This window comes from Lactobacillus sp. UBA5813, from assembly GCF_002417895.1.
Classification (GTDB): Bacteria; Bacillota; Bacilli; order Lactobacillales; family Lactobacillaceae; genus Lactobacillus; species Lactobacillus amylolyticus.
In genome coordinates this window covers 13,419-39,903 of record NZ_DICZ01000021.1, presented here as the reverse complement: position 1 = coordinate 39,903, position 26,485 = coordinate 13,419, and the positions used below count along the sequence as shown (strand labels likewise).

At 37.9% G+C, this 26,485-nt stretch carries 29 protein-coding genes and 2 tRNA genes; 23 read left to right on the top strand and 8 right to left on the bottom strand.

The genetic code is table 11. The annotated features are described in order from the left end of the window. Positions 1–7: 7 nt before the first annotated feature. Complete coding sequence (locus B2008_RS04165) at positions 8–2,191, bottom strand: LTA synthase family protein (RefSeq protein ID WP_281827992.1); 2,184 nt, start codon at positions 2,189–2,191, stop codon at positions 8–10. A gap of 149 nt (positions 2,192–2,340) precedes the next feature. Between B2008_RS04165 and B2008_RS04160 the strand changes: the two genes are divergently transcribed. The 3 genes from B2008_RS04160 (at position 2,341) to B2008_RS04150 (ending at position 5,889) form a co-directional block, all read left to right on the top strand. Continuing rightward, positions 2,341–2,949 carry a VanZ family protein gene (locus B2008_RS04160; protein WP_281827993.1) on the top strand — a complete coding sequence of 203 codons (609 nt, stop codon included), beginning with the start codon at positions 2,341–2,343 and terminating at the stop codon, positions 2,947–2,949. 86 nt (positions 2,950–3,035) lie between these two features. Beyond that, entirely contained in the window at positions 3,036–4,373 is a 1,338-nt protein-coding gene (locus tag B2008_RS04155; protein ID WP_281827994.1) for a glucose-6-phosphate isomerase, read from the top strand. Between the two features lie 124 nt (positions 4,374–4,497). Beyond that, entirely contained in the window at positions 4,498–5,889 is a 1,392-nt protein-coding gene (locus tag B2008_RS04150; RefSeq protein ID WP_281827996.1) for a DHA2 family efflux MFS transporter permease subunit, read from the top strand. A gap of 75 nt (positions 5,890–5,964) precedes the next feature. Here B2008_RS04150 and B2008_RS04145 read toward each other — a convergent pair whose 3' ends face one another. Further along, positions 5,965–6,975 carry a serine hydrolase domain-containing protein gene (locus B2008_RS04145; protein WP_281827998.1) on the bottom strand — a complete coding sequence of 337 codons (1,011 nt, stop codon included), beginning with the start codon at positions 6,973–6,975 and terminating at the stop codon, positions 5,965–5,967. Positions 6,976–7,061: 86 nt separating this feature from the next. Here B2008_RS04145 and B2008_RS04140 point away from each other — a divergent pair. Together B2008_RS04140 and B2008_RS04135 are read left to right on the top strand one after the other, a co-directional pair. After that, positions 7,062–7,133, top strand: a tRNA-Glu gene (locus tag B2008_RS04140). A gap of 7 nt (positions 7,134–7,140) precedes the next feature. Next, a tRNA-Gln gene (locus B2008_RS04135) sits at positions 7,141–7,213 on the top strand. Positions 7,214–7,322: 109 nt separating this feature from the next. Here B2008_RS04135 and B2008_RS04130 read toward each other — a convergent pair. Beyond that, a complete protein-coding gene (locus tag B2008_RS04130) occupies positions 7,323–8,675 on the bottom strand; it encodes a Mur ligase family protein (RefSeq protein ID WP_281828000.1) in 1,353 nt (450 codons plus the stop codon). A gap of 141 nt (positions 8,676–8,816) precedes the next feature. Here B2008_RS04130 and B2008_RS04125 point away from each other — a divergent pair, with 141 nt between their 5' ends. From B2008_RS04125 to B2008_RS04040, 18 genes are all read left to right on the top strand, one after another. Then, positions 8,817–9,419, top strand: a complete 603-nt coding sequence (locus B2008_RS04125) for a thymidine kinase (protein ID WP_281828001.1) — start codon at positions 8,817–8,819, stop codon at positions 9,417–9,419. Between the two features lie 14 nt (positions 9,420–9,433). Continuing rightward, positions 9,434–10,546: a peptide chain release factor 1 gene (gene prfA / locus B2008_RS04120; RefSeq protein ID WP_281828002.1), complete on the top strand. Its 1,113-nt coding sequence runs from the start codon at positions 9,434–9,436 to the stop codon at positions 10,544–10,546. Further along, on the top strand, positions 10,515–11,357 hold the full coding sequence (prmC, locus tag B2008_RS04115; RefSeq protein WP_281828004.1) for a peptide chain release factor N(5)-glutamine methyltransferase: 843 nt from the start codon (positions 10,515–10,517) through the stop codon (positions 11,355–11,357). The genes prfA and prmC overlap by 32 nt, the downstream gene beginning before the upstream one ends. Further along, a complete protein-coding gene (locus tag B2008_RS04110; protein WP_281828005.1) occupies positions 11,357–12,358 on the top strand; it encodes an L-threonylcarbamoyladenylate synthase in 1,002 nt (333 codons plus the stop codon). Before prmC ends, B2008_RS04110 begins: the two co-directional genes overlap by 1 nt. 85 nt (positions 12,359–12,443) lie before the next feature. After that, complete coding sequence (gene upp, locus B2008_RS04105) at positions 12,444–13,073, top strand: uracil phosphoribosyltransferase (RefSeq protein WP_006351770.1); 630 nt, start codon at positions 12,444–12,446, stop codon at positions 13,071–13,073. A gap of 123 nt (positions 13,074–13,196) precedes the next feature. Continuing rightward, entirely contained in the window at positions 13,197–13,910 is a 714-nt protein-coding gene (gene atpB / locus B2008_RS04100; RefSeq protein WP_281828007.1) for a F0F1 ATP synthase subunit A, read from the top strand. A gap of 18 nt (positions 13,911–13,928) precedes the next feature. After that, entirely contained in the window at positions 13,929–14,153 is a 225-nt protein-coding gene (gene atpE, locus B2008_RS04095) for a F0F1 ATP synthase subunit C (RefSeq protein WP_025079925.1), read from the top strand. Between the two features lie 49 nt (positions 14,154–14,202). Continuing rightward, positions 14,203–14,709 (top strand): F0F1 ATP synthase subunit B, encoded by a 507-nt coding sequence (gene atpF / locus B2008_RS04090; RefSeq protein WP_281828009.1) that lies wholly within the window; start codon positions 14,203–14,205, stop codon positions 14,707–14,709. Next, entirely contained in the window at positions 14,709–15,257 is a 549-nt protein-coding gene (atpH, locus tag B2008_RS04085; RefSeq protein ID WP_281828011.1) for an ATP synthase F1 subunit delta, read from the top strand. The genes atpF and atpH overlap by 1 nt, the downstream gene beginning before the upstream one ends. Before the next feature lie 14 nt (positions 15,258–15,271). Further along, a complete protein-coding gene (gene atpA, locus B2008_RS04080) occupies positions 15,272–16,783 on the top strand; it encodes a F0F1 ATP synthase subunit alpha (protein ID WP_281828012.1) in 1,512 nt (503 codons plus the stop codon). Positions 16,784–16,793: 10 nt separating this feature from the next. Then, complete coding sequence (locus tag B2008_RS04075) at positions 16,794–17,756, top strand: F0F1 ATP synthase subunit gamma (protein WP_281828014.1); 963 nt, start codon at positions 16,794–16,796, stop codon at positions 17,754–17,756. Positions 17,757–17,778: 22 nt separating this feature from the next. Further along, on the top strand, positions 17,779–19,218 hold the full coding sequence (gene atpD, locus B2008_RS04070) for a F0F1 ATP synthase subunit beta (protein ID WP_286822322.1): 1,440 nt from the start codon (positions 17,779–17,781) through the stop codon (positions 19,216–19,218). A gap of 11 nt (positions 19,219–19,229) precedes the next feature. Continuing rightward, entirely contained in the window at positions 19,230–19,667 is a 438-nt protein-coding gene (locus B2008_RS04065; protein ID WP_281828017.1) for a F0F1 ATP synthase subunit epsilon, read from the top strand. A 55-nt stretch (positions 19,668–19,722) separates the two neighbouring features. Beyond that, a complete protein-coding gene (locus B2008_RS04060) occupies positions 19,723–19,953 on the top strand; it encodes a DUF1146 family protein (RefSeq protein ID WP_006351761.1) in 231 nt (76 codons plus the stop codon). Between the two features lie 81 nt (positions 19,954–20,034). Continuing rightward, entirely contained in the window at positions 20,035–21,024 is a 990-nt protein-coding gene (locus B2008_RS04055) for a rod shape-determining protein (protein ID WP_281828018.1), read from the top strand. Position 21,025: 1 nt separating this feature from the next. Continuing rightward, positions 21,026–21,328, top strand: coding sequence for a membrane protein insertion efficiency factor YidD (gene yidD, locus B2008_RS04050; RefSeq protein WP_281828020.1), 303 nt, complete (start codon positions 21,026–21,028; stop codon positions 21,326–21,328). An 8-nt stretch (positions 21,329–21,336) separates the two neighbouring features. Then, positions 21,337–21,564: a DUF2969 domain-containing protein gene (locus B2008_RS04045; RefSeq protein WP_281828021.1), complete on the top strand. Its 228-nt coding sequence runs from the start codon at positions 21,337–21,339 to the stop codon at positions 21,562–21,564. A 21-nt stretch (positions 21,565–21,585) separates the two neighbouring features. Next, complete coding sequence (locus tag B2008_RS04040) at positions 21,586–22,779, top strand: FtsW/RodA/SpoVE family cell cycle protein (protein ID WP_281828023.1); 1,194 nt, start codon at positions 21,586–21,588, stop codon at positions 22,777–22,779. Between the two features lie 55 nt (positions 22,780–22,834). On the opposite strand, the gene B2008_RS04035 is transcribed toward B2008_RS04040, so the two are convergent. From B2008_RS04035 to rpsD, 5 genes are all read right to left on the bottom strand, one after another. Next, complete coding sequence (locus B2008_RS04035; RefSeq protein ID WP_281828025.1) at positions 22,835–23,302, bottom strand: universal stress protein; 468 nt, start codon at positions 23,300–23,302, stop codon at positions 22,835–22,837. Between the two features lie 50 nt (positions 23,303–23,352). Next, positions 23,353–23,631, bottom strand: a complete 279-nt coding sequence (locus B2008_RS04030) for a hypothetical protein (RefSeq protein ID WP_281828026.1) — start codon at positions 23,629–23,631, stop codon at positions 23,353–23,355. A 313-nt stretch (positions 23,632–23,944) separates the two neighbouring features. Then, entirely contained in the window at positions 23,945–25,261 is a 1,317-nt protein-coding gene (locus B2008_RS04025) for a replication-associated recombination protein A (protein WP_281828028.1), read from the bottom strand. Further along, positions 25,261–25,734: a YueI family protein gene (locus B2008_RS04020; RefSeq protein ID WP_281828029.1), complete on the bottom strand. Its 474-nt coding sequence runs from the start codon at positions 25,732–25,734 to the stop codon at positions 25,261–25,263. The genes B2008_RS04025 and B2008_RS04020 overlap by 1 nt, the downstream gene beginning before the upstream one ends. A gap of 81 nt (positions 25,735–25,815) precedes the next feature. Continuing rightward, entirely contained in the window at positions 25,816–26,427 is a 612-nt protein-coding gene (gene rpsD, locus B2008_RS04015; RefSeq protein ID WP_281828030.1) for a 30S ribosomal protein S4, read from the bottom strand. Between the last annotated feature and the right edge of the window lie 58 nt (positions 26,428–26,485).

Below are 26,485 nucleotides of genomic sequence, written 5' to 3'. Positions count from 1 at the left end.
TTTCTTGCTATTTTTTATTTTTGCTTGAGCTTGAACTGCTCTTGCTGGAATTCAAATGGTTGTTGAGAACGGATGAGGGTATCTTATTTATTTCATCTTGCCGATTCTTCAATTGAATTGCATCAGTTGAATAAAGCTTTGTTGTTGAGCCGTGATGTTGACTGTAGAGTGAAGTCGACTTTCCAGCTAATTGATTTCTGATTTGAATCATTTGCTGATAATTGGTGAAGTAATCGTATTGATTTGGATTTACTGGTACAAAACCAGCAGGCGTGTAAAAGCGAAGTAAATTATGGGTGTTCAGCTGATCTGAATATTTAAGTGATTTCTTCGCTTGTGCTGCCAAATAGGCGATCTCTTTCTTTTCTTGGGCGGTGTAATGCAAAATTTGCTTGCCGCTCTTGCGATCGTAAACAGTGCCTTTGATGCCTTTACCACCAATGATTACGTATTTTTCACTAACAATGGTTCCGTTACGAAAGACAACCCATTTTTTGTAATCTGAGGAGAATAGATCACTACCAAATTGGATATAGTTCTTTGTATTTACGCCTAACAGGTGAAGCAAGGTTGGCAAAACGTCGATTTCGCCTGAAATCTCATTATTGCGGTATCCTTTCAAGTTTGGCGCAATAATCATGAACGGAACACGCTGCATTTGAACATTGTTAAATTCATTCCAAGTATCAGCACTTTCGCCAATAATTGGAGCCAGCGTTTGATTTTCAGAATTGCTCAAACCGTAGTGGTCACCATAGATGACAACCATTGTATTTTTGTACAGGCCTGATTTTTTCAAATAATTAAAGAATTCATGGACTGCCTGATCCAGATAATGAGCTGTCTGGAAATAGTTGTTGATCGTTGTGTCTCTAGTTGAGGTGGTCTTGAAGTTAGGGTCCAAATCCTCAGCATCCATCGTGAATGGAATATGGTTGGTGACAGTGATGTATTTGCAATAGAAAGGCTGCTGAATTTGCTCAAGGTACTTAATGCTTTCAGCAAAAAGCAGCTTGTCCTTTAGACCATAGCCGATTTTATCAGTTCTAGCCGAGCTGAAATAATTCTGGTCAAAGAAATAGTTGTAGCCCATGTTCTTGTAAACACTGCTGCGATTCCAGAAAGTTCCGACATTTCCGTGGAAAACAGCGGAAGTGTAATTTTGCTGTTTTAATATCTGCGGTGCAGCCTGAAATGTGTTTTCTGATCCCAATGACGTAAATAAAGAACCATCAGAAATACCATAAGTACTGGTTTCGAGCATGTTTTCCGCATCACTGGTTCGACCTAGACCAACTTGGTGGTAGAAGTTGCTGAAACTAATCGTGTGCTTGCCTGAATAGAGAGAATTTAAGAATGGTGTTACTTCTTTGCCGTTAACTTTTAAATTAATTAAAAATTGCTGGAAGCTCTCAAGGTGAATGATAATAACATTCTTGCCCTTTTCAATACCGAACATGCTTGAATTTGGCTTGGCGTAGTTTTGCTGAGTGTATGAAATGATGCTGTTCAGATCAGATGCACTGGCATTTTTAGTATCTTGTACCGTCTGCGCACTCTTGATTCCGTCATAGGTCGTATAAGCATCAATTCCTAAGTATTTAACGACGTAAGAGCGATCAAAAATATTGCGCAAAAGTCTTGGACGAGACGATTCTGCTAAAAACATATTAAAACCCACCAGAAATGCTCCTACCGAGGTAATTGCAAATGGTGTGAGCAAACCATAGGATTTTTGATCAATCTTAATCTTTTTAAAAATCAGAAGCAGAATGACGACAATCAAATCAATCCAGATGATGATATCGCTTGGTTGTAAAAGTGCGACAGAGCTTTTACCCAAACCTGGAGCCACTTTGCTTGCATTAGTGATGGTTTTGACTGTCAAAAAGTCTGTAAACTGCCGGTAATATAGAACATTTGCGAATAAAAGAATCGTATTTAGACAGTCCATAACCAGCATCATGATATAGGAAACAATTGGCTTTGGAAAATAAAATCCAATGCTGATAAGCAGTACTGCCGTACCGATTGGACTCAGCCACATGATGATATGTTGATAAGGATCTCCTAAACCTAAGCTGAAATCACAGTAGGCAACGAAGAGATATTTGAGCCAAAACAGGAAGACAAGCAGCGTCAAAAAACCTGTTCTGGTTTGAATAAACTTGATTAAGCTTTGTTTTTTCAAAATGAAGTTCTCCTTTGAATATGTTAATTTTAAAGGTTCAATTCGTTTAAAACAATCTTTTGGTCAGAGTTAGTTTTTTCTTAATAATTAAAGTCCCTAAAAATGAGTATAATTTATTTTAGAAATTAATTGCAGAGGAAAAGCAAAGCATGCTGTTTTTGGGACCACTTTATAATTTTTTATCAGCTTTATATGCCACTAGAATAAATCATTTTGCTTTAATCAAACTGACATTGCTCGCATTAGACAAAACGATTTTTTATTTTTTGATTTTTGCAGTTATCAGATTGATCTGGCTTTTATGCGTTAGACGCAGAAGATCAATTCCTTCGGAGGCCAGCGTATGGCTTCTTGTTTTTTATATTATTTTTGTCTTAATGTTTACTACATTTAGAGAATCCTATTTCCCTTGGCAGCTGAACTTTTATTTCAATCGGCCACTTAGCGATATCAACTTTGTCTTTTTAAAAGAAACATGGAAAATGGTTTATGCTCAAAGCAAAGTAGATTTTATTTATAACTGCTTCGGTAATATTTTATGTTTCTTGCCCCTTGGAATTTTAACGCCAATCGTTTTTTCAAAGAAGCAAAGTTTTATTAAAGTTATTGGCGCCGGAATTCTTTTTTCAATTATGATTGAAACTTTGCAATTCTTGCTTGAAACAGGAGTTTCAGATATCGATGATGTTTTCTTTAATACTTGTGGCATGGTAATCGGTTACTTGATTTATCTGTTAGGGAAAAAACTTATCAAATAATCAATTGTTTGACTGGTATTCGAGAAATAAGATTGCTAAAATAGTCTTGTGAAATAAATAATTTTATCTAGTTAGGAAGCAGATTTATGAGTTTAATTAAATTTGATAGTAGTAAATTAACACCATTTGTTCATGAAAATGAATTAGGCGAAATGCAAGCTATGGTTAATGCTGCTAACACTGAACTCCGTGAAGGTACTGGTGCTGGTAACGATTTCCGTGGCTGGGTTGATTTGCCAGTTGATTATGACAAGGATGAATTTGCCCGTATCAAGAAGGCTGCCAAGAAGATTCAAAACGATTCAGATGTTTTGATTTGTATCGGTATTGGTGGTTCTTACCTTGGTGCTCAAGCTGCAATTGAATTCTTGAACAGCAACTTCTACGGCAAGGAAAAGAACGATAACCCAATCGTTGTCTTCTGTGGTAACTCACTTTCAGGTTCATACCTTTACGACCTTATTAAATGGTTAGGCGACAAGGACTTCAGCATTAACGTAATTTCTAAATCTGGTACTACTACTGAACCTTCAGTAGCATTCAGAATTTTCAAAGACAAGTTGATCAAGAAGTACGGTAAGGAAGAAGCTGCAAAGAGAATTTACGCTACTACTGACCGTAAGAAGGGTGCTCTTAAGACCGAAGCTGACGCAGAAGGTTACGAAGAATTCGTAGTTCCAGATGATGTTGGTGGTCGTTACAGTGTTCTTTCAGCTGTTGGTTTGCTTCCAATCGCTGCTTCAGGTGCTGATATTGATGAATTGATGAAAGGTGCTGCTGATGCACGTGCTGATTACACTGACACTGACTTAAGCAAGAACTCACCATATCAATATGCTGCACTTCGTAACATTCTTTACCGTAAGGGTTACACTACTGAAATTGTTGAAAACTATGAACCAAACCTTAGAATGTTTGGTGAATGGTGCAAGCAATTGATGGGTGAATCAGAAGGTAAGGACCAAAAGGGTATTTACCCATCTAGTGCAAACTTCACTACTGACTTACACTCACTTGGTCAATACATCCAAGAAGGTCTTCGTAACTTATTCGAAACTGTTATTCGTGTTGAAAACCCACGTCACGACGTTAAGATTCCTGGCGATCACAAGAACTTGGATCAACTTAACTTCTTGGAAGGCAAGAGCTTGAACTACGTAAACGACCGTGCTTACGAAGGTGTTGTTTTGGCCCACACTGATGGTGGTGTTCCTGTAATGACTGTTAACATTCCAGACCAATCAGTACATACTTTGGGTTACATGATTTACTTCTTCGAATTAGCAATTGGTATTTCAGGTTACTTGAACGGTATTAACCCATTCAACCAACCAGGTGTTGAAGCATACAAGCGTAACATGTTTGGTCTTCTTAACAAGCCAGGCTACGAAAACTTACACGATGACTTAGCTAAGCGTCTTTAATATCGCGTATACTCAGTACAACCATTAACTGTTGTACGATTAATGTGATTACACTTGTGTGATCAAAGAAAGGGTAGAAGCATTCAGCTTCTACTCTTTTTTGATTTAGAGAGGAAATGATAAAGTGAAGGAAAAAGAAGTTACCGCAAAACATGTTTTAGCAATTATTTCTTGTGCCTTAATGGCCTTTATTAGTATTTTGACAGAGACCAGTTTGAATGTAACTTTTCCAACTTTAATGAAGATTTTTAAGGTTAGTTTAGGAACAATTCAATGGACGACAACCGGTTATCTCTTGATGATCGCAGTTATTATTATTGCTTCGTCCTATTTAAATGAACGTTTTTCTGCACGTCAATTATTCTTGACTGCCGCAATTACATTTATTCTTGGTTCATTAATTTGTGGTCTAGCAAATAGTTTCCCAGTTTTATTGATTGGACGTCTAATTTCATCTTTTGGTGTGGGACTTTCAATTCCGCTTTTATTCAATTTAGTCGTTGAATTAATGCCAAGATCAAAATGGGGCTTCTGGATGGGGATTGCCGGTCTGGTAATTGCCTTAGCACCAGCCTTAGGACCAACCTTTGGTGGGACAGTAATTTATTACTGGAACTGGCGCTTAATCTTCCATATTGTAATTTGCATTGGTGTTATTGTTTTAATCCTGGGCGCATTTGCTGTTGAAAAGTATCACCCAAAGAAAAATATTTCTTTTGACTGGGGCAGATACGTCGTTATTGCTTTAGCCCTGGTCGTATTTAATCTTGGCTTTAACCAAATTGAAAATGGGTTGACTAATATTTGGTTCTGGCTAGGGATGATTGCAACTGTATTTTTAGTGTGGCTTTTCATTCATTTATCAAAGACCAGTACTAAGAAATTAGTAAATTTGGCAGTATTTAAACGCAAAGCATTTATTTATGCATTAATCGCATATTTTAGCTTACAGTTTATTAATATCGGAATTAGTTTTGTACTTCCAAACTATGCGCAAATTGTCGGCGGTTCAACTTCATTAATCGGTGGTTTAATTTTGCTTCCTGGTAGTATTATTTCTTCAATTTTCAATCCAATCTTTGGTAGATTTTATGATACTCATGGTGCTAAAGCAGCTTTATATACAGGTTCTATCATGTTTATTATTGCCAGTGTTTTGTTTATAATTTTTGGCTTAAACTTAACAACGATAATGCTGATGATCTTCTATACTGTTTTGATGTTAGGACACAGAATGTGTTTCAACAATACGATGGCTGAAGCGATGAAAGTTCAAACCAATCAAATGAGAACAGATGCGACAGCCGTTTTTGAAACCACGCAGCAATATGCAGGTTCAATGGGAACAGCTGTAATGGCGGCAATAATTTCTATTTGGCAAAATCGTGCTGGCAACTACCGCGTTTTAACTAGTCAAGGCAGTGAAGCTGCATTTTGCTTTATTGCAATTTTGTCAATTGTCATTCTTTTCTGCTATTGGAAAATGTTTAGTCTAGAAAATAAGCCAAAAGACTAAAATAGGTTTATAATTAAAATGAATGAAAAAGAATTGTGAGAATAAAAAAGAGCGACTGGACACCAGCCGCTCTTTTTATTTGGAATTTTCTTTTAGAAAACTTTGAATGATTTTTTCGCGCATTGCTAAAAAAATAGTATTGTGTCCTGACGGGTGAACGCGATTAGTCAATAAAATCAATCCAGAACGTTTCAATCGATCAAGAATAATCAACGTACCAGTGAAACCAGTATGCAAAATAATCGGATAATGAAGCTTGGGATCAAAGCGCAAATCCCATCCCCAGGATCTAGGCTTTACATTTACAGCATTTTTATTGTCAAATAACAGGCTGACAGTTTGTTGACTATATGGCAGGATAGTTTTATCCAGTCCTAAATAGCCGCGTGCCAGCTTAATTAAATCGCCCATGCTGGAGAATAAACCAGCTGATCCGCAGTCGTTGCCTAGTTGTCTGGCTTTAGGATCATGGGGAATGCCTTGCAGAACCTCACCATTAACAATTGCCGTTGGAACGCAGTCCTTTTTTATCGGATGAAATGTAGTGTGCGTAAGCCCCATAGGTTTAATCACCTCTTGCATTGCTACATCTTGAACCGGGGCGCCAAAAATTTTTTTAATGACCAAGCCTAATAGAATAAAATTGGTGTCTGCGTAGCGCATTTTAGCTTTGAATTCATCTGTTACGGGCAAATGGATAATCGCATCTAGCAACTGATCATGATCTAGTTGATCACGGTTGGGGATCCAGCCGCGAATACCGCTCGTGTGAGTTAATAAATGAAATAAACGAATGCGTTGATCGCTAAATTCTGGAATAAATTGATGCAATGGCTCAGAGAAATTAATTTTTCCCTGATCATATAGTTTGAGCAAAACATTTTCAGTGGCAATTACTTTAGTCAAACTAGCCAAATCGTATTCAGCAAAAGGACTAAGTTGGGTCACTGTCGGATAAATGCTTGCAAAGCCGACAGTCGAAGTAAAGACTTGTTTATCCTTGATAAAAGCGTAATTAACGCCTGGGACAACTCGTTCCGTAACCATCGATTCAATTAAATTTTGCGTTGCGAAGTAATCGATCATAAAATTTTCTACCTCATTAATAATTATTATAGAGAAAGCAGCTTGACAAGGCTAGCAGAAAAAAGGATAATAACAACTGTTAAGTTTGCCCGTTGGTCAAATGGTTAAGACGCCACCCTCTCAAGGTGGAGTTACGAGTTCAATTCTCGTACGGGTGATTAGCACTGGGATGTAGCCAAATTGGTAAGGCACAGGATTCTGGTTCCTGGACGTTTGGGTTCGAGCCCCAACATCCCAATATTTAGTAAATGTCTTAGTATTGAGTTATTACAAAGCTTGATATTAAGGCATTTTTGTTTATAAAAAAAGAGCTGATCATTTGATCAGCTCTTTTAATTTTGTAGCTGTTACATTCCAGCCTTGATAATTTTCTTTTCCGCCATTGCCTTACGCAGGGCAAGCATTGCTGTGTAAGTTGATAAGATATAAACCTTTTTGGTTGGCAATTTAGTAATTTCTTCAATTAAACTGTCATCATCCGGATTGGTAAGCATGGTGCCAGGTTCAAAGCCTGAAACTTCCAATCTGAAGCCCATATCATGCCAGCGTTGACCACCAACTAGAACTCGCTTGATTTTCTTCTTGTCCAAGCCTTCGTAGTCAGCATCCCAAATCCAAGAAGTATCAATTCCATCGGCATGGTTGGCATTTAATAAAGTTACCAACGAATAATCATCTTTTTCTGTATTCAACATATGGAGAACTTCATCAAGTCCAACCGGGTTTTTAACCAGAATCAAATCGATTTCTTTATTGCCATATTTTATCAATTCTTGACGACCAAAGATTCGTTTGTTTTCGGCAAAAGCAGCAGCAACTTCTTCATCGCTTAAACCAAATTCACGAGCTACGGAGTAGGCAGCTAGTGCGTTGTAAATATTGTATGTGCCACCAATATTAATAGCGTACTCTTTTTCACCCATTTTGAATTTTAATGAATTTGGCGTTTGATCGATAATTTCGTTGACTGTGTAAGTTAGTTTTGGTCGATGATAGCTGCAGTTAGGACAGAAGAAATCACCTAAATTGGCGTAAATGCGTTCATGATAGTGCAAGATGTGATCGCATTTAGGGCATAAGACACCATCTGTATTAACAGGTGCTTTAAAATCATTTGTTTCAAGATCATCTGCCAATTTAAAACCGAAGTAGATTTTTGGATTAGGCAAGTCAACAGAAGAAAAAATGCTTGCATCCCCGTTGGCGATTATCTTTGCCTTGGGTGCCAACTTAATCCCGTTGACGATTTTATCGTAGGTGGTGTAGATTTCACCATAACGATCCATTTGGTCACGGAAAATATTGGTCAAAACAAATGCGGATGGATGAAGCAGTTTAGTTACCATTTTGACATTGGCTTCGTCTACTTCAAGCACAGCTATTTTGCGTTGCACACGTTTATGCTTGTGAGCTAAAAATGCTGTTACGATTCCTTGCTGCATATTTGAACCAGAAGGATTGGTAAGAATATCACCATATTTTTTCTTTAAAGATTCCACAATTAATGCGGTGGTCATAGTTTTTCCATTGGTCCCGGTTACGATGATTGTTTCGTAGCCTTTGGCTAATGAATTTAAAACTTGCGGATCAATTTTCATAGCTAGCTTGCCAGGGAAACTGGTTCCGCCTTTAAGAACATTATGTAAGAACCAATAAGATGCCTTTCCAGCAACTTTGGCAATTCCTGATTTAAAACTCATATAATTTTCCCCACTAATAAAACTAGTTTTTACTATAGCATATAGCAGAAGTTAAAAGTAGATTTTTACGTTAGTTTCAATGCATAAAATTTAATTTTCATCTATACTATAAAACGGATATTTTAATAAAGGGGAGTCACAATGGCACAGTTATTTTTCCGTTATGGTGCAATGAGCAGTGGCAAAACAATTGAATTTCTTAAAGTTGCCCATAATTATGAAGCTCAAGGCAGAAAAATCGTTTTAATGACAAGTGGTTTGGATGATCGTGCCGGAGTAGGTACGGTTTCTTCAAGGATCGGCTTGCATCGGAAGGCAATTCCAGTTACCTCAGAAATGAATATTTTTGACTATGTAAAAAATAAAAATGAAAAGGATGTTGCCTCTGGAGCAGGAAAAGTTGCTTGCGTCTTGATTGATGAAGCACAATTTTTAAAAAAACATCATGTCATAGAATGTACTAAAATTGTTGATGAACTAAAAATTCCGGTGATGACTTTCGGCTTAAAACAAGATTTTCAGAATCATTTATTTGAGGGCAGTGAAAATCTGCTGATTTATGCTGATAAGATTGACGAAATGAAAACAATTTGTCACTATTGCGGTCACAAGGCTACAATGAATTTGCGTGTAAACGATGGTAAGCCTGTTTATGAAGGCGAACAAGTTCAAATTGGTGGCGATGAAAGCTATTACCCTGTTTGTCGCTTTCATTATTTCCACCCAGGACAAAATAGAAAATAAAAGGAGACGAGTTTATGGATAAGGTTATGGCACAACTGGAAGGCTTGGCTGCTCACTATGAAGAACTCCAAGAAATGATGGCCGATCCAGAAGTAATCAATGATACTAAGCGCTACATGGAAGTTTCAAAAGAAGAAGCTGACTTGCGTGAAGTTGTTCAAAAATACAAGAAATATAAAGCAGATCAAAAAGAAATCGCTGATAATAAAAAGATCATTTCCGACGAAAGCGATGCAGATTTAGTAGAAATGGCAAAGGAAGAAAATTCTGAATTAGAAAAAGAGCTTCCTGAACTAGAAGAGCAAATCAAAATTTTAATGCTTCCTAAGGATCCAAACGATGACAAAGATATCATTATGGAAATTAGAGGAGCAGCTGGTGGTGATGAAGCATCATTATTTGCTGGCGATTTATTGAGAATGTATGAAAAATACGCTGAACGTCAAGGATGGAAAGTCTCCATGGTTGATTCAGAGCCAACTGAGGTTGGTGGCTATAAGCGGGTTGCCATTATGATTGCTGGCGATAAGGTCTACTCCAAATTAAAGTATGAAAATGGTGCGCACCGTGTTCAAAGAATTCCAGTAACCGAATCTCAAGGTCGTGTTCATACTTCAACTGCTACTGTTGCTGTAATGCCAGAATATGAGCAAGTTGATATTGATTTGGATCCAAAAGACATCAGAGTGGATGTTTATCGTTCCAGTGGTGCCGGTGGTCAGCACATTAACAAAACCTCAAGTGCCGTTAGAATGACTCACTTGCCAACTGGTATTGTTGTAGCTATGCAGGATCAACGTAGTCAGCAGCAAAACCGTGAGAAAGCGATGCAGATTTTGAAATCTCGTGTTTACGATTATTATGAAACGCAAAATCGTGACAAATATGATGCTAAGCGTAAAAATGCCGTAGGTACGGGGGATCGTTCTGAAAGAATTAGAACTTACAACTATCCTCAGAACAGAGTTACTGATCACCGGATTGGTTTAACTATTAACAAGCTAGACCGGGTAATGAACGGTGAACTTGATGAGATTATTGATGCTTTGATCCTTTACAATCAAACTAAGCAGTTAGAGGAGCTTGCTGATAAGAATGCCCAAAACATTAAAAGATATTCGCATTAAAGCAGGAGAAACGGCAGATCAAGCTCGACCGGAAGATATTGATTACGTTCTGGGTGAAAGATTAGGACTTACTCCTAGCGAATTTGAATTAAAGCAGGATCTAGAGCTGAGCGATGCACAAGTTAAGCAAGCAAACAAGGACATTAAAAAATTAGCTAAGGGCATTTCCCCACAATATATTTTGGGCTATGCCTGGTTTTTGGGCTACAAAATTATGGTTCAACGCGGCGTTTTAATCCCTCGTTTTGAAACTGAGGAATTAGTCGAATGGGCACTAAAATCCTTGCATAACGGCGATCAAGTGCTTGATTTAGGGACAGGTTCAGGTTGTATTGCAATTGCATTAGCTAAAGAAGCTGAGAAAAAACATATTGCTGATTTGCACCTGACAATCTCAGACGTTACTGATACTGCTTTAAGAATTGCGGAAGAAAATTTGCTCACTTACAGTGTTGATGCCTTGGTTCGTAAGGCTAACTGCTTAATCGGCTTGGCTAAATTCGACAAAATTATTTCTAATCCGCCGTATATTAAAAAATCCGAAGTAAAAGATATGGATCAAAACGTTTTGCAGAACGAACCTGATACAGCTCTATTTGGCGGCGATGATGGGCTTGATTTTTATCGTAAATTCGCTAAAGAGGTCCGTGATCATATCAATAGTCACGGTGAGTTTTTCATGGAATTTGGTTTCAGTGAAGAACAGCAATTGCGTGAACTTTTTAATGCAGAACTTTCGGATTTTGAAATTGAGTTTAGAAAAGACATGGCTGGTAAACCACGTATGATTCATGGAAGGTGGAAGAAATAATGGAAACTAAGATTTTTTCTGAAGAACAAATTGATGATGCAGTGAAGTTGCTGGCAAAAGGTGAATTAGTAGCTTTTCCAACCGAAACGGTTTATGGCTTAGGAGCAATTGCCACTAATGAAAAATCTGTTAAGGGCGTTTATGCTGCCAAAGGGCGTCCCAGCGATAATCCTTTGATTGTAACCGTCTCCGATGAAGATATGATGCGCCGTTATGCCAAAGAAGTTCCTGAAAGAGCAGAAAAGCTGATCAAGCATTTTTGGCCAGGCCCTTTGACTATTCTTTTGTTTGTTAAACCTGGTTCCTTGCCAGATGCTGTTACTGGCGGCTTGGATACAGTTGCCTTTAGATGCCCTGATGATAAGCTTACTCATACTTTAATTAAAAAGCTCGGATATCCAATCGTTGGCCCATCAGCCAATACTTCTACTAAGCCAAGTCCAACTACTGCACAACATGTCTATCACGATCTTAAGGGCAAAATTGCTGGTATTATTGATGGCGGTCCAACTCGGGTAGGTCTTGAATCAACAATTATTGATTTGTCCGTAAAAACACCGATTGTATTGCGTCCGGGTGAAATTACTCCGGAAGAACTTTCTGAAGTTTTAGGTGAAAAAGTTTTAATCAACACGGGCAAGGTGTCAAACAAAGAAATCCCTAAGGCACCAGGAATGAAATACCGGCATTATGCTCCAAGCGCACCAGTCATGGTCATTGATCACCCAGAGGATTTTGCTAAAATCGATTTGAATGAAAATACTGGCGTTATGGCAACAAAAAATGTATTAGCTAAAATTGACTTGCCACAAGAAAATAAATTCAACTTGGGTGATGATTTAATTCAAGCTGATCATAATTTGTTTGGCGGCTTGCGTTATTTCGATGATAAGAAAAATATTCATCAAATTTATGTTGAAGGTTTTGATGAAGGAGAAGCTAGTCTAGCTTACATGAATCGACTTAACAAAGCAGCAGCTGGTCATCATTTTAATAAATAAACATAGCAAAGGGCTTTAAACCCTTTGCTTTTTTGATAAAATAATGTTGACGTTAATTTGTTTTAAATTAGGAGGCAGTCACAACATGGGAAAATTTGTAGTTTTAGATCACCCATTGATCCAACATAAATTAACGATCATTCGTCGTAAAGAAACTGGTTCAAATGAATTTCGCCGGATCGTCGGTGAAATTGGTGGTTTAATGACATATGAAATTACCAGAGATTTACCATTGAAGGATGTCGAAATCGAAACTCCAATTGGTAAAACCACACAAAAAGAAATTGCGGGCAAGAAATTAACGATTGTTCCAATTTTGCGTGCAGGTATGGGAATGCTTAATGGTGTTCTTGAAATGGTACCTACTGCTAAAGTTGGCGTAATCGGAATGTACCGTGATGAAAAGACTCTTAAACCACATGAATACTTCTGCAAGATGCCAAAGGACGTTTCAGAACGGGAATGCTTAATTGTTGACCCAATGCTTGCTACTGGTGGTTCAGCTATTGATGCTATTGGCGCATTAAAGAAGCGTGGCGTTAAGGAAATCAAGTTAGCAGTTTTGGTTGCTGCACCAGAAGGTGTTAAAGCTATTCGTGAAAAATATCCTGATGTTGATATTTATGCAGCAGCTGAAGACGAAAAATTGCTTGATAACGGCTATATTTTCCCAGGCTTAGGGGATGCCGGTGACCGTATCTTCGGTACTAAATAATTCGTTATTTAATCTGAAAAAAACGACTTAAATGCGCTTTCATTTTTCACAAAGCTAGCTTTTGGTGTTAATATGATAACGTGTTCGAGTTTATTCAGCACGAAGAAGGGAGGTCACGAAGTAATGGAGAAACCACTTGTTTTTGAGTTCTTGGGCTTAAAATTCGATCTCGTAGGGATTATTGGCTCAACGCTAATGGCACTAGCGGTTTTGTTTATCTGCATTTGGCTTTCAAGAAAAGTTGAATTAAGACCAAACAAAAAGCAAAATGTGATTGAATATCTGCTCGATTTTACTAACGGAATCGTTAAAGACAATGTTAGTGATCCCGATGCACAAAAACACTTATCACTTTATGCTTTTGTTCTTTTCTTATTCATTTGGTTTATGAACCAATTGGGTATGTTCTTGGAAGTTAAAGTAGGTGATTGGATGGTTATTAAATCACCAACCGCTGATCCTGTAGCGACAATGTCGTTTGCAATGATGACCTTGCTTTTATCATTTACATTTGGGGTGCAAAAATTCGGTGTAGGTGGATACTTGCGAAATTACACTGCCCCAGTTGGATTCTTACTTCCAATCAATTTGATTGAAGAGTTTACTAACTTTTTGACTCTGTCATTACGTTTGTATGGGAACATCTATGCTGGTGAAGTTTTGCTAACTTTGCTAGGAGACCGACTTGCAATGAGCGGCGGTATCCCAACTATAATTTTAGCGGCTCCATTGGCCATGATTTGGCAAGGTTTCTCTGTCTTCATTGGCTCTATCCAGGCATATGTATTTGTAACTTTATCAATGGTTTACATTGGTAAGAAAGTTGCAAAAGAATAATTTTTGGAGGTTTATTTTATGTCAGAAGCATTTAAATATCTTGCTGCATCAATTGCAGCTGGTTTAGCAGCCTTAGCTGCTTCCTTCGGTAACGGAAAGGTTATTTCAAAGACCATTGAATGTATGGCTCGCCAACCTGAAAGTGCCGGCAACTTAAGAGCTACTATGTTTATTGGTGTTGGTTTGATCGAAGCCGTTCCTATCTTGGCTATCGTTGTTGCCTTCTTGATTCTTTTCCTTTAATAATTTGTCAATCGAGAAGATTCAGGTATTAAAGAGAGAAGGGCAGTAAATGACTTTTGAAACATTATTTGCAGCCTCACATGTATACATAGGTAACACTATCTGGTATCTTGTTGTTTTTGCCATCTTAATGCTTTTAGTTAAGCATTATGCTTGGGGCCCTGTCTCAGACATGATGGAAAAACGGCGGCAAAAAGTTATTGAAGACTTGGATTCAGCTGAAAGCAATCGTAAGAAAGCCGAAACTTTGGCTAACGAACGAGAAGCTGCTTTAAAGAATTCAAGACAAGAAGCAACTCAAATTCTCTCTGACGCCAAAACGAATGCGCAAAAGATAGGCAGTCAAATTGTAGCTGACGCTAACAATGACGCAGCATCAATTCGTAAGAAGGCTGAAGCTGATGCTAAAAAGGCTAAGGCTGATGCGATTAATGATGCTCGCAGACAAGTTGCAGATATTTCAGTTGCGATTGCTGAAAAGGTAATTGCAAAGAATTTATCTGCTGAAGACCAAAAAGATTTAGTCGACCAATTTATTAAGGGGCTGAATGATTAATGGCTTTAAGTAGAGAAGAAATAGCTGCGCGTTACGGTGCTGCTTTGTTTGGCTATGCGCAAGACATGAAAGTCTTAGATCCGATGTTTTTTCAATTGCAGGAACTGAAAAAAGCAATTGAAGAAAATCCTGCAATTGTCGGAGTTTTAAGCGATCCAATTTTAAACAAAGATGAGAAAAAGAAGACTTTGGAAGCCATCGAAAAAGATTTTTCCGATGAAATCCAAGGATTTCTGAATCTTTTACTTGAATATGATCGGTTTGAATATATCATTCCAATTATTGATCGCTTTGATGACTTTTATGATCAAGAAAAGTTAATCGCATCCGGCACTGCAACTACGGCAGTTAAGTTAGATGATGATCAACTTAAGCGTTTGGGTGATAGCTATGCTAAAAAGTATCACCTAAATGCTGTGCGTCTTGAGAATCAAGTTGATCCAAGTATTTTAGGCGGCGTGATTTTACAAGTAAAAGATCGCGTGATCGATGGATCGGTTAAAAATAAACTGAAGAAGATCCGTGCGCAATTAATTGATGAAAATTAAAAGAGGTGAAACCATTGAGCATTAAAGCGGAAGAAATTAGCTCTTTGATCAAGCAACAACTTGAACACTACGATGATAAGCTCGACGTCAACGAAGTTGGTGTTGTAACTTACGTAGGTGATGGTATCGCCCGGGCTCACGGACTTAACAATGTTTTGTCTAATGAGCTGTTGGAATTTGAAAATGGCTCTTACGGTATCGCTCAAAACCTTGAAGCTAATGATGTAGGTATCATTATTTTGGGTAATTTTGGCGATATTCGTGAAGGAGACCGTGTTAAGAGAACCGGTCAAATCATGCGAGTTCCTGTTGGTGACGCTCTTATCGGTAGAGTTGTTAATCCTTTGGGTCAACCAGTTGATGGCTTAGGCGAAATTAAGACAGATAAAACTCGTCCAATTGAGTCTAAAGCTCCAGGTGTTATGGATCGTCAATCAGTTGATGAACCATTGCAAACTGGTATTAAAGCCATTGACGCTTTGGTACCAATTGGTAAAGGTCAGCGTGAATTAATTATCGGTGACCGTAAGACTGGTAAGACTAGTTTGGCAATTGATACTATTTTGAACCAAAAGGGCAAAGACGTAATTTGTATTTACGTTTCTGTTGGTCAAAAGGAATCAACCGTTAGAACTCAAGTTGAAACTTTAAAACGTTTCGGAGCAATGGATTACACTATTGTTGTTGAAGCGGGCCCATCTGAACCGGCACCAATGCTTTACATTGCACCATATGCTGGTACCGCTATGGGTGAGGAATTTATGTACAATGGCAAGGATGTATTAATCGTATTTGATGACCTATCCAAACAGGCCGTCGCTTATCGTGAACTTTCCTTGCTTCTCCGTCGTCCACCTGGTCGTGAAGCCTACCCAGGTGATGTCTTCTACTTACACTCACGTTTACTTGAACGTAGTGCTAAGTTGAGTGACAAACTAGGTGGCGGATCAATGACTGCATTGCCATTCATTCAAACTGAAGCCGGAGATATTTCCGCATATATTCCTACTAACGTAATTTCAATTACCGATGGACAGATTTTCTTACTTAGTGATTTGTTCTTTGCAGGAACTCGTCCAGCCATTGATGCTGGTAACTCAGTTTCTCGTGTTGGTGGTAATGCACAGATTAAGGCTATGAAGAAGGTTGCTGGTACTTTACGTACTGACCTTGCTGCATATCGTGAACTTGAAAGTTTCGCACAATTTGGTAGTGATTTGGATCAAGCAACCCAAGCTAAATTAAAACGTGGTCGCCGTACTGTAGAAGTTTTGAAACAACCTTTACATGATCCAATACCAGTTGAAAAACAAGTTGTAATTCTTTATGCATTAACTCACGGCTACTTGGATTCAATTCCAGTAGAAGATATTGCTCGTTATGAGAGTGAAATCTATGACAATTTTGATAGCAGTCATGCAGATTTGCTTAAGCAAATTCGTGAGACTGGGGAATTGCCAGATGAGAAGAAATTACAAGCAGCTATTGAGGAATTTAATGACAGTTTTTCACCAAGTAAGAATTAGGAGGTAAATTATGCCTGCATCTTTACTTGAGTTGAAGAAGAAGATCGCTTCAGTAAAACAAACTGGTAAAATAACTGAGGCCATGAGAATGGTTTCTGCATCAAAGCTTAGTCAAACCGAAAAACGTGATAAGGGTTATACCGTTTATAATGATCACGTTCGTAAGACACTTTCAAATGTTATGAGTTCACAAATTGTAGAACAATTAAGAAACGAGAATGTTGCAGTTGACGAAAAGAATATTGCTAAAATTGACTATGCTGATGTTTTTGGAATAGGTATTACTTCAGATTTGATTCAAAAACGTAAAAAGCCTAATACTACTGGTTATTTGGTAATCACTGGTGACCGTGGATTAGTAGGTTCTTATAACAGTCAAGTTTTGAAGAACATGATGGGATTATTTGAAGATTCCAAGGCTGAAAACAAAAACATCAAGGTTTTAGCTGTGGGTTCTGTCGGAGTACAGTTCTTTAAGAAAAACAATGTAAATGTTGTTTACGAAAAGACAGGTATTTCTGATGTTCCAACCTTTGATGAAGTTTTACCAATCGTTTCAACCGCTATTAAGATGTATTTGAATGGTGTTTATGATGAATTGTATGTTTGCTACACTCATCATGTTAACTCCTTGTCATCTGCATTCAGAGTTGAAAAGATGCTTCCAATTGTTAATTTGGATATCGGCGTTAAAGAAGCTGAAGCTCATCAAGAATTAGAATATGATATCGAACCAGACATTAATTCTGTATTGACAAGTTTGCTTCCACAGTATGCTCGTTCGACAATTTACGGGGCTATTTTGGATGCAAAAACTGCTGAACATGCTAGTTCAATGACTGCCATGCAGAGTGCGACAGATAATGCTAATGATTTGGTTGATAATTTAACTACTAAGTTAAACCGTGCAAGACAGGCACAAATTACTACTGAAATTACTGAAATTATCAGTGGTGCGAATGCCTTAGAGTAAAAAAGAAATGGAGGTAGATGGTTTGAGTGAAGGTGAAATTGTTCAAGTAATCGGCCCAGTTGTCGATGTTAAATTCCCACTTGATAAAAACCTACCTGATATTAATAACGCTCTTCGAGTAATTAAATCAGAAGATGAATCAATTGTCTTGGAAGTTACTCTTGAGCTTGGAGATGGGATTTTAAGAACTATTTCCATGGAATCTACCGATAGTCTTCGACGCGGTATGAAAGTCGAGGATACTGGTGGCCCAATTTCAGTTCCAGTTGGTGATGACACTTTAGGTCGTGTGTTCAACGTTTTGGGTCAACCAATCGATAACGGTCCAGAATTTCCAAAAGATCATCCACGTGAAGGAATTCATAAGGAAGCTCCAAAATACGATGAATTAACCACTAGTCGTGAAATCCTTGAAACTGGTATCAAGGTTATCGACTTGCTCGAACCTTATGTTCGTGGTGGTAAGGTTGGTTTGTTCGGTGGTGCCGGTGTTGGTAAGACCACTATCATTCAGGAATTGATTCACAACATCGCTCAAGAACACGGTGGTATTTCCGTATTTACTGGTGTTGGTGAAAGAACTCGTGAAGGTAACGACCTTTACTTTGAAATGAAGGCTTCAGGAGTTTTAAGCAAGACTGCCATGGTATTTGGTCAGATGAATGAGCCGCCTGGTGCCAGAATGCGTGTTGCTTTAACTGGTTTGACAATCGCTGAATACTTCAGAGATGTTGAAGGTCAAGATGTTTTGCTCTTCATTGACAACATCTTCAGATTTACTCAGGCTGGTTCAGAAGTATCAGCTTTGTTAGGTCGTATGCCAAGTGCCGTTGGTTATCAGCCAACTTTGGCTACTGAAATGGGTCAATTGCAGGAAAGAATTACTTCTACCAAGAAGGGTTCTATTACTTCAATTCAAGCCGTTTATGTGCCAGCCGATGACTATACCGACCCAGCTCCAGCTACTACTTTTGCTCACTTGGATGCTACTACCAACTTGGAACGTAGTTTGGTTGAACAAGGTATTTATCCAGCCGTTGACCCACTTGAGTCTTCATCAAGTGCATTGGATCCAGAAGTTGTTGGTAAAGAACACTATGAAGTCGCTACTCGTGTGCAACACGTTTTGCAACGTTATCACGAATTGCAAGACATTATTTCTGTTTTAGGTATGGATGAATTGTCTGATGAAGAAAAATTGATCGTTGCCCGTGCACGTAAGGTTCAATTCTTCTTATCACAAAACTTCTTCGTTGCTGAACAATTTACTGGCATACCTGGTTCATATGTTCCAATTAAGGAAACCATCAAAGGCTTTAAGATGATCTTGGATGGTCACCTTGATGACTTACCAGAAGATGCCTTCCGCGGTGTCGGCCCAATTGAGGATGTTTTGAAGAAAGCACAAAAGATGGGTGTTACACCTAGTGATCCAGAAGCTAAAGCATTACTAGAAAAGTAGGGTGATGTCAAATGGCAGATCCAGAAAAGCTTTTTAGAGTAGATATTGTAACTCCAGATGGATTAATTTATTCACACCGTAGCAGCATTATTGATATGCGTGCGATTGATGGTCAACGTTCAATCATGTATGGACACACGCCTTTATTAACTCCATTAGCCATTGGCGATGTAAAGGTTAGAAGAAGTCGTGAAATGTCCCGTAAGGTTGATCATATTGCAGTTAATGGTGGCTATATTGAATTTTCAAACAATACAGCTACTATAATTGCTGATAGTGCCGAAAGAGCTCGTAATATTGATGTTTCTCGTGCTGAAGCAGCTAAGGAACGTGCTGAAAAGCGGATGAAAGAAGCTCGTGAAAAGCATGATCAACGCTCACTTGAAAGAGCACAGATTGCTTTGAAACGTGCCGTGAATAGAATTAGTGTTCACAATACTAAAAAGTAAAGCAAATGAAAAGGTGGATGTGGATTGCATCCGCCTTTTTTTATTAGGAGAAAAAATGTTTCAATTAGGCGTTCACGCGATCATTAGTATTTTTATTTATCTAGTAAGCATTGGCTTATCTTTTCAAGCTGTTAAAGCCTTGCAAATTGAAAAATTTACGCGTAAAGGCAGAGTTTTTGAAACGCAGCTGCTATTTATCTTCATTGCGATCGCTTTAGGATATTTAGTTGCTAGTTTCGTTATCAATTTTATCGATACATCGATGCAATTAAGCAATTTGTTTTAAGGAATGCTTAAAACATTGACAGTTAGGGCCAGGTGCCGTATTTTATGGTAAAATGTAACTTGAATACTAGGGAGGGTTATTGTGGCACGAGATATTGGAATTGATCTAGGGACTGCAAACGTACTTATTAATGTCTCTGGCAAAGGTATTGTTTTAAATGAACCTTCAGTTGTGGCTGTAAATACTTCTACTAACAAAGTAGTAGCTGTCGGAACTGAAGCATATAAAATGGTGGGTCGTACCCCAGGTAATATTAGAGTCATTCGTCCATTGAAAAATGGTGTCATTGCTGACTTCGATATTACTGAAGAAATGTTGTCATACTTTATTGAAAAGCTTAATGTTAAAGGCTTTATGTCAAAGCCTAATATTTTGATTTGTGCACCTACTGGTGTTACTTCAATTGAACAAAAAGCTATTATTCAGGCTGCAGAAAAGTCCGGTGGCGGTAAAGTATATCTTGATTTTGAGCCAAAAGTTGCTGCTGTTGGTGCAGGTTTGGATATTTTTAAACCACAAGGAAACATGGTAATCGATATTGGTGGGGGAACGACTGATATTGCGGTTTTGTCAATGGGCGAAATTGTAACTTCCAAGTCGCTTCGCTATGCTGGTGATAGCATGAATCAAGCCGTTGTAAGCTACATTAAGAACAAGCATAATCTTTTGATTGGTTCAAGGACTGCTGAAGATATTAAAATTCAAATCGGCAGCGCTTTTGAACCAGATCCTGATGTTTCAATCACAGTTCGTGGTCGTGATGTAGTTGACGGTTTGCCAAAACAAACTACTGTCACTGCTGAGGAAATTCAAGAAGCTTTGCACGATGGCTTGATGTCAATTGTAGCCTCAACTAAGGATGTTCTTGAAACTACGCCACCTGAATTATCAGCAGATATCATCGATCGCGGTATTATGCTTACTGGTGGTGGAGCTTTGCTTAGAAATATTGATAAATTAATTTCTTACCATTTACAAGTTCCTGTATTAACGGCTGATCATCCATTGGAAGCTGTTGCTTTAGGAACAGGTACTTTACTTAAAAATATTGAAAAGCACAAGCGTTACTAGAATGCGTTTGCTTAAAAAAGCAATGATTTCTTTGGTTCGATTTTATCAGAAATTTATTTCACCTTTATTTCCGCCAAGTTGTCGTTATTACCCAACTTGTTCGAACTATATGATCGATGCTTTAAAAAAACACGGTCCAATTTTAGGACTAATTATGGGGATTTGTCGCATTTTGCGTTGTAATCCCTTTGTTCGCGGTGGAGTAGATCCAGTGTCGGACAATTTTACAATTTTTAGGAATCATCATCCAGAAAAATATGAAGATCCAATAATTGCAAAAAAGTTTCATCCAAATAAAAAATAGGAGAAATTATGTCTAAAAAAACTCAGAATATTGATATCGAAGTTAATGAACTCAAAGGAAAGAGTGTACCTACTTGGAAAGTTGTAATTCCTAACAAAAAGGCCATTGGTTTAATTGAAAAAGTTGATGGTCGTTACCGTGCAACTACTGCCAAAACAAGCAACATTCTTTTTGCTAAGAGTTTGGAAAGCAGTATTAATGATTTACTTTCTTACTTCGCTTTACATGAAAAATAATATTAAGTAGTGATTCTTTAAATGGTTAAAGTAGAAAATAAAACTAGTTTAATTGACCGTATAGCTTGGAATATAGTAATTCCGGTTGCTCTTTTGGCTTTAATTGGTCTATATGCTATCTATGTTGCATATGCTAATGATACGTCAAACTTAGGTTCACCCGTAAAAGGGGTGTTAATGCAGACTGCTTGGTACCTTATTTCCATCGGAATTGTGGTCTTTGTTATGCAATTTGATGCGAAACAATTGTATAAGATAGCTCCATATGTTTTTGGTTTAGGTATTTTTCTTTTAATCGCTGTTCTGTTTCTATATAACAGACAGGTAGCTGCAACGACTGGTGCTAAAAGTTGGTTTAAATTAGGACCACTTACTTTTCAGCCATCAGAAATTATGAAGCCAGCTTTTATTTTAATGCTGGCTAGAGTAGTACATAAACATAATCAGCAATTTGCGCATACTTTGCGTAACGACTGGATCTTAATTGGAAAAATATTTTTGTGGCTATTGCCGGTAGCTATTCTGCTGAAATTGCAAAATGACTTTGGTACCATGCTAGTCTTCTTTGCAATTGTTGATGGTGTAATTTTAGTTTCAGGCATTACTTGGAAAATTATTATTCCTGCTTTCAGTATTGTAGCGGTTTTAGCTACCGGAGTTATTATCTTGGTTACGACTACGGCCGGTAGACAATTACTCAGTCATTTCTTTCAGGCCTATCAGTTTGCCAGAATTGATTCGTGGTTAAGTCCATCAACTGGGACCTCTGATAGTGCATATCAGTTATGGCAGAGTATGCAAGCTATTGGATCAGGGCAAATCTTTGGTAATGGCTTTGGTAAAATAAGCGTTTACGTACCAGTACGTGGCTCTGATATGATTTACTCAGTAATTGGTGAAACCTTTGGTTTTGTTGGTAGTGTTGCCGTAATCTTGATTTATCTTTACTTGATTATTCAAATGGTAAAAATCACCTTTGATACTGGAAATGCCTTTTACTCATACATTTCTACCGGTGTTATTATGATGATTTTATTCCACGTTTTTGAAAACATCGGAATGAGCATCGATCTTTTGCCGTTGACTGGTATTCCGCTACCGTTTATCTCTCAAGGTGGGTCAGCTTTAATTGGTAATATGATCGGTATTGGAATGATTCTTTCGATGAAATTTCATAATAAAGATTATATGTTCAGTACGGCTGGCGATTTCTAAAGTATAGAAAATACGGATCTGACAATAAATCAGATCCGTATTTTTTACTCTGAAACTAATCAGTAGCCAAAGCGTCTTCGATTTCCTTAGTACGACAAACCAAGATATCGCAATTTGCAGTTCTAGTGACATATTCTGTGACACTACCGATCAATAAACGTTCAACCGCATTTAGACCAGTTGCTCCGATAACGATTAAATCAATATTGTGCTTTTTAGGAAAATCATGAGCAATAATGGTCTTGGGTGAACCAAATTCGATTGAATAATGAACATCCTTTACGCCAGCTTTTTGTGCACGTTGGTAATATTCTTCCATGTACTTTTTGGCATCTTCAGAAACTTGTTCAACCATAGCTGAATCAAAACTAGAAACATTTTGGAATGATCTAGTATCAATTACGTGCAGAATTTCTAGTTTAGCACCATTACGTTTAGCGATAGCAACGGCTTTACTGAAAGCGAGATCAGCCTCTTTTGAGCCATCAACAGAAACTTGAATGTGTTGATATTGTGTAAGCACTTATAAGCACCTCTTCCTACATCTATTTTACCAAATTTACTAACATGTTATTAATTGTTTTGTTTAAATAATAAGCCAAAAATTAAAATAGTCAAGCAGGCCAATGCAATGGTAATCAAATTCATATATTTGTTGCCAAAAAAGACGATAATCAGACCCAGCACACTTTCGCACATTAAGGCAATGGAAGTCCAGGTTAAGGCTTTTGCCAGTTCTGGATGACTTCCTACATCGTAGATTAAAAATTGACCGCTGCGAAGGTGCCACATGTACCATGCAGTCAAAAGCAACAATATAATAAAGATTATCATTGCGATTTTAATGATCATTAAAAATTCACTCCAATATATAAAAAAGGGCGGTCATCACGACCGTCCTCTTAATTATCTAAGGAAATCTGAGCTGACTGAACATAGCATAATGACGCTTGTTGAACCCGCAATGTTCAATTTTTGAACTAGTATCGCAACGAATATGGATCCTGAAACAAGTCAGTATTCCGATTCGGTAGTTATTTACTAGCTCCCACGTCTTATAGTTTGATCGGTCAACTTTATACATTTAAGCTTGTCGATCAACTCAGATCACTTATTATGATACGAAAGTTTATGTCGCTTGTCAAGAAAATAGAAAGCCTTTCCATTATTGATTCTTAGTCTTTTTCATAAGTCCATCCGCTTGCATCTTTTTCAATGTTTTGTAAGTGGTGAGCAGACCTTTTTCAATTTTTGAATTGCCCTTTGGCTTAAAATAATGTGTATTTAATAAATTATCTGGCAAATATTGTTGCGCAATCCAATCATTAGGAAAGTCATGCGGATAAATATAATCGACGCCATGATTTAACTTTTTTGCCCCTTTATAATGAGCATCCTTTAGACTGGCTGGAATAGAACCGACATTTTTATTTTGTACGTCAGCAATTGCTTCATCAATAGCAGAAATAGCGCTATTGCTTTTTGGCGAAAGAGCCAATTCAATCACTGCGTTAGCTAATGGAATTCTCGCTTCAGGAAAACCTAATTGTTGAGCAGCTTGAATAGCGATTACAGCATGTTGACACGCTGCAGGATTGGCTAAGCCAATATCTTCATAAGCAATTACTGAAAGACGGCGACAAATTGAGATTAAATCTCCAGAATCGATCAAACGTGCTAGATAATGCAAGGAAGCATCGACGTCGGATCCACGAATTGATTTTTGAAAAGCAGAAACCAGATCGTAATGACCATCTCCACTAGCGTCAAAATTTTGGCTCTTCATTTGAATTGAATCAGCCATTTCTTGTTGATTAATCGTAAAATACTGATTTTCTTTTCCAGCTTCCTGCAGTTCTTGTTTAGTTGATAAAACAGCCAATTCCAGGCCATTTAAGGTAGCACGCAGATCACCGTTTCCTTTTTCTATCAATAATTTTTCAGCATCCTTGGTTAAGGTAACATTATATTTGCCCAAGCCGTTTTCTTGATCATGCAACGCGCGTTGAATTGCCTTGTCTGCATCATCTTCTGACAAAGGCTTTAATTCAAAAATTTGACAGCGTGAACGAATAGCGGGAGAGATCGCAATATATGGATTCTCAGTTGTTGCACCAATAAGGATAATTTGTCCGGATTCTAGCAATGGCAATAAAAAATCCTGTTTTGTTTTGTCGAGACGGTGAATTTCATCGAGCAGCAAAATTACTGTACCGCTCATTTTGCCTTCTTCTGCTACTTGTTGCAACTGCTTCTTGCTATCTGTGGCCGCGTTTAGTTTTCTAAAGGCATATTTGGTTGAACCGGCAATTGCACTGGCAATGCTGGTTTTTCCAATTCCAGGAGGACCATACAAGATCATGGATGATAGTAATTTGGCTTCGACCATCCGGCGAATGATTTTGCCTGGTCCAATTAAATGTTGCTGTCCAACAACTTCATCAAGATTTTGTGGTCGCATTCTGTAAGCTAATGGTTTCATTATTTATTACCGTGGAAAAGACGATGCCAAAAGCTGCCTTTCTTTTGTGTACTTGATGAGGTCAGTTTTTCTTTAGGTAGTTCGGAAGGGTAAACCTGATTGATTTCAACGCGCATTTTATTAATTGCCGTCTTGGCGACAACCAACACAGCTGTATCTTGTGGACCTGTTTTAGCTGAATCATCATTAATTAATGTGAATGGAATATTTTTTTGGCTGCAAAGACCTTCGATTTTTCCTAAAAATGAATTATCTTCGATATTGCCATTGATTAAAACGGTATAGCCTTGATAGTCATCAATATGTTCTAAAAACAAGGCTGTTAAATTTGGATCTTTAATTTCAGTATTATTCATTCTTACTAAAACTCGTTCGCGTAAAGAACCTAAATATCTTCTTCGCTCATCGGGTTTAGTTTGGGGAGTAATTCCTTGAGCAGCTTGCTCAACACGCTTACTTAAATCTTGCGTCATTTTTTTCACCTCGATTAAAATTATAGCAAGAAAAAAACCTTTCCCATAGGGGAAAGGTTTTCTTTGAATGTAACGTAAAAATTAAAGTAACTTGTTGTACCATTCAACAACAAGAGCTTCGTTAACGTTAGGATCCATTTCGTCACGTTCTGGTAAACGAACAAGGCTCCCTTCCATCTTGTTATCATCAAAGGTAACGTATGATGGACGTGCAGTAACTGCATCAAGGGCATCCTTAACTTGTTGCAAGTTCTTTGACTTTTCCTTCAAGCCGATTGTTTGACCAACCTTAACTTCGTATGAAGGAATATCAACACGCTTGCCATCAACTGTGATGTGACCGTGGTTTACCAATTGTCTTGCTTGTTCTCTAGTAGTTGCCAAGCCAAGACGGTAAACGATGTTGTCCAAACGACGTTCAAGCAAAATCATGAAGTTAGTACCGTGTTGACCTTCACGAATCTTACCAGCACGAGCGAACAAAGCTCTAAATTGGCGTTCGTTCAAGCCGTATGTCCAACGTAACTTTTGCTTTTCGTGTAATTGTTCACCATATTCTGATAAACGACCACGGCTGTTAGGACCGTGTTGACCTGGAGCGTAGTTACGACGAGCAATTTCCTTACCAGTACCGGAAAGTGAAACACCTAATCTTCTTGAACGTTTCCAACTTGGACCTGTATATCTTGACATAAATAAATCCTCCAATAAAATCTAATAATAATTTTTGGAGTAAAATATCACAAATAAG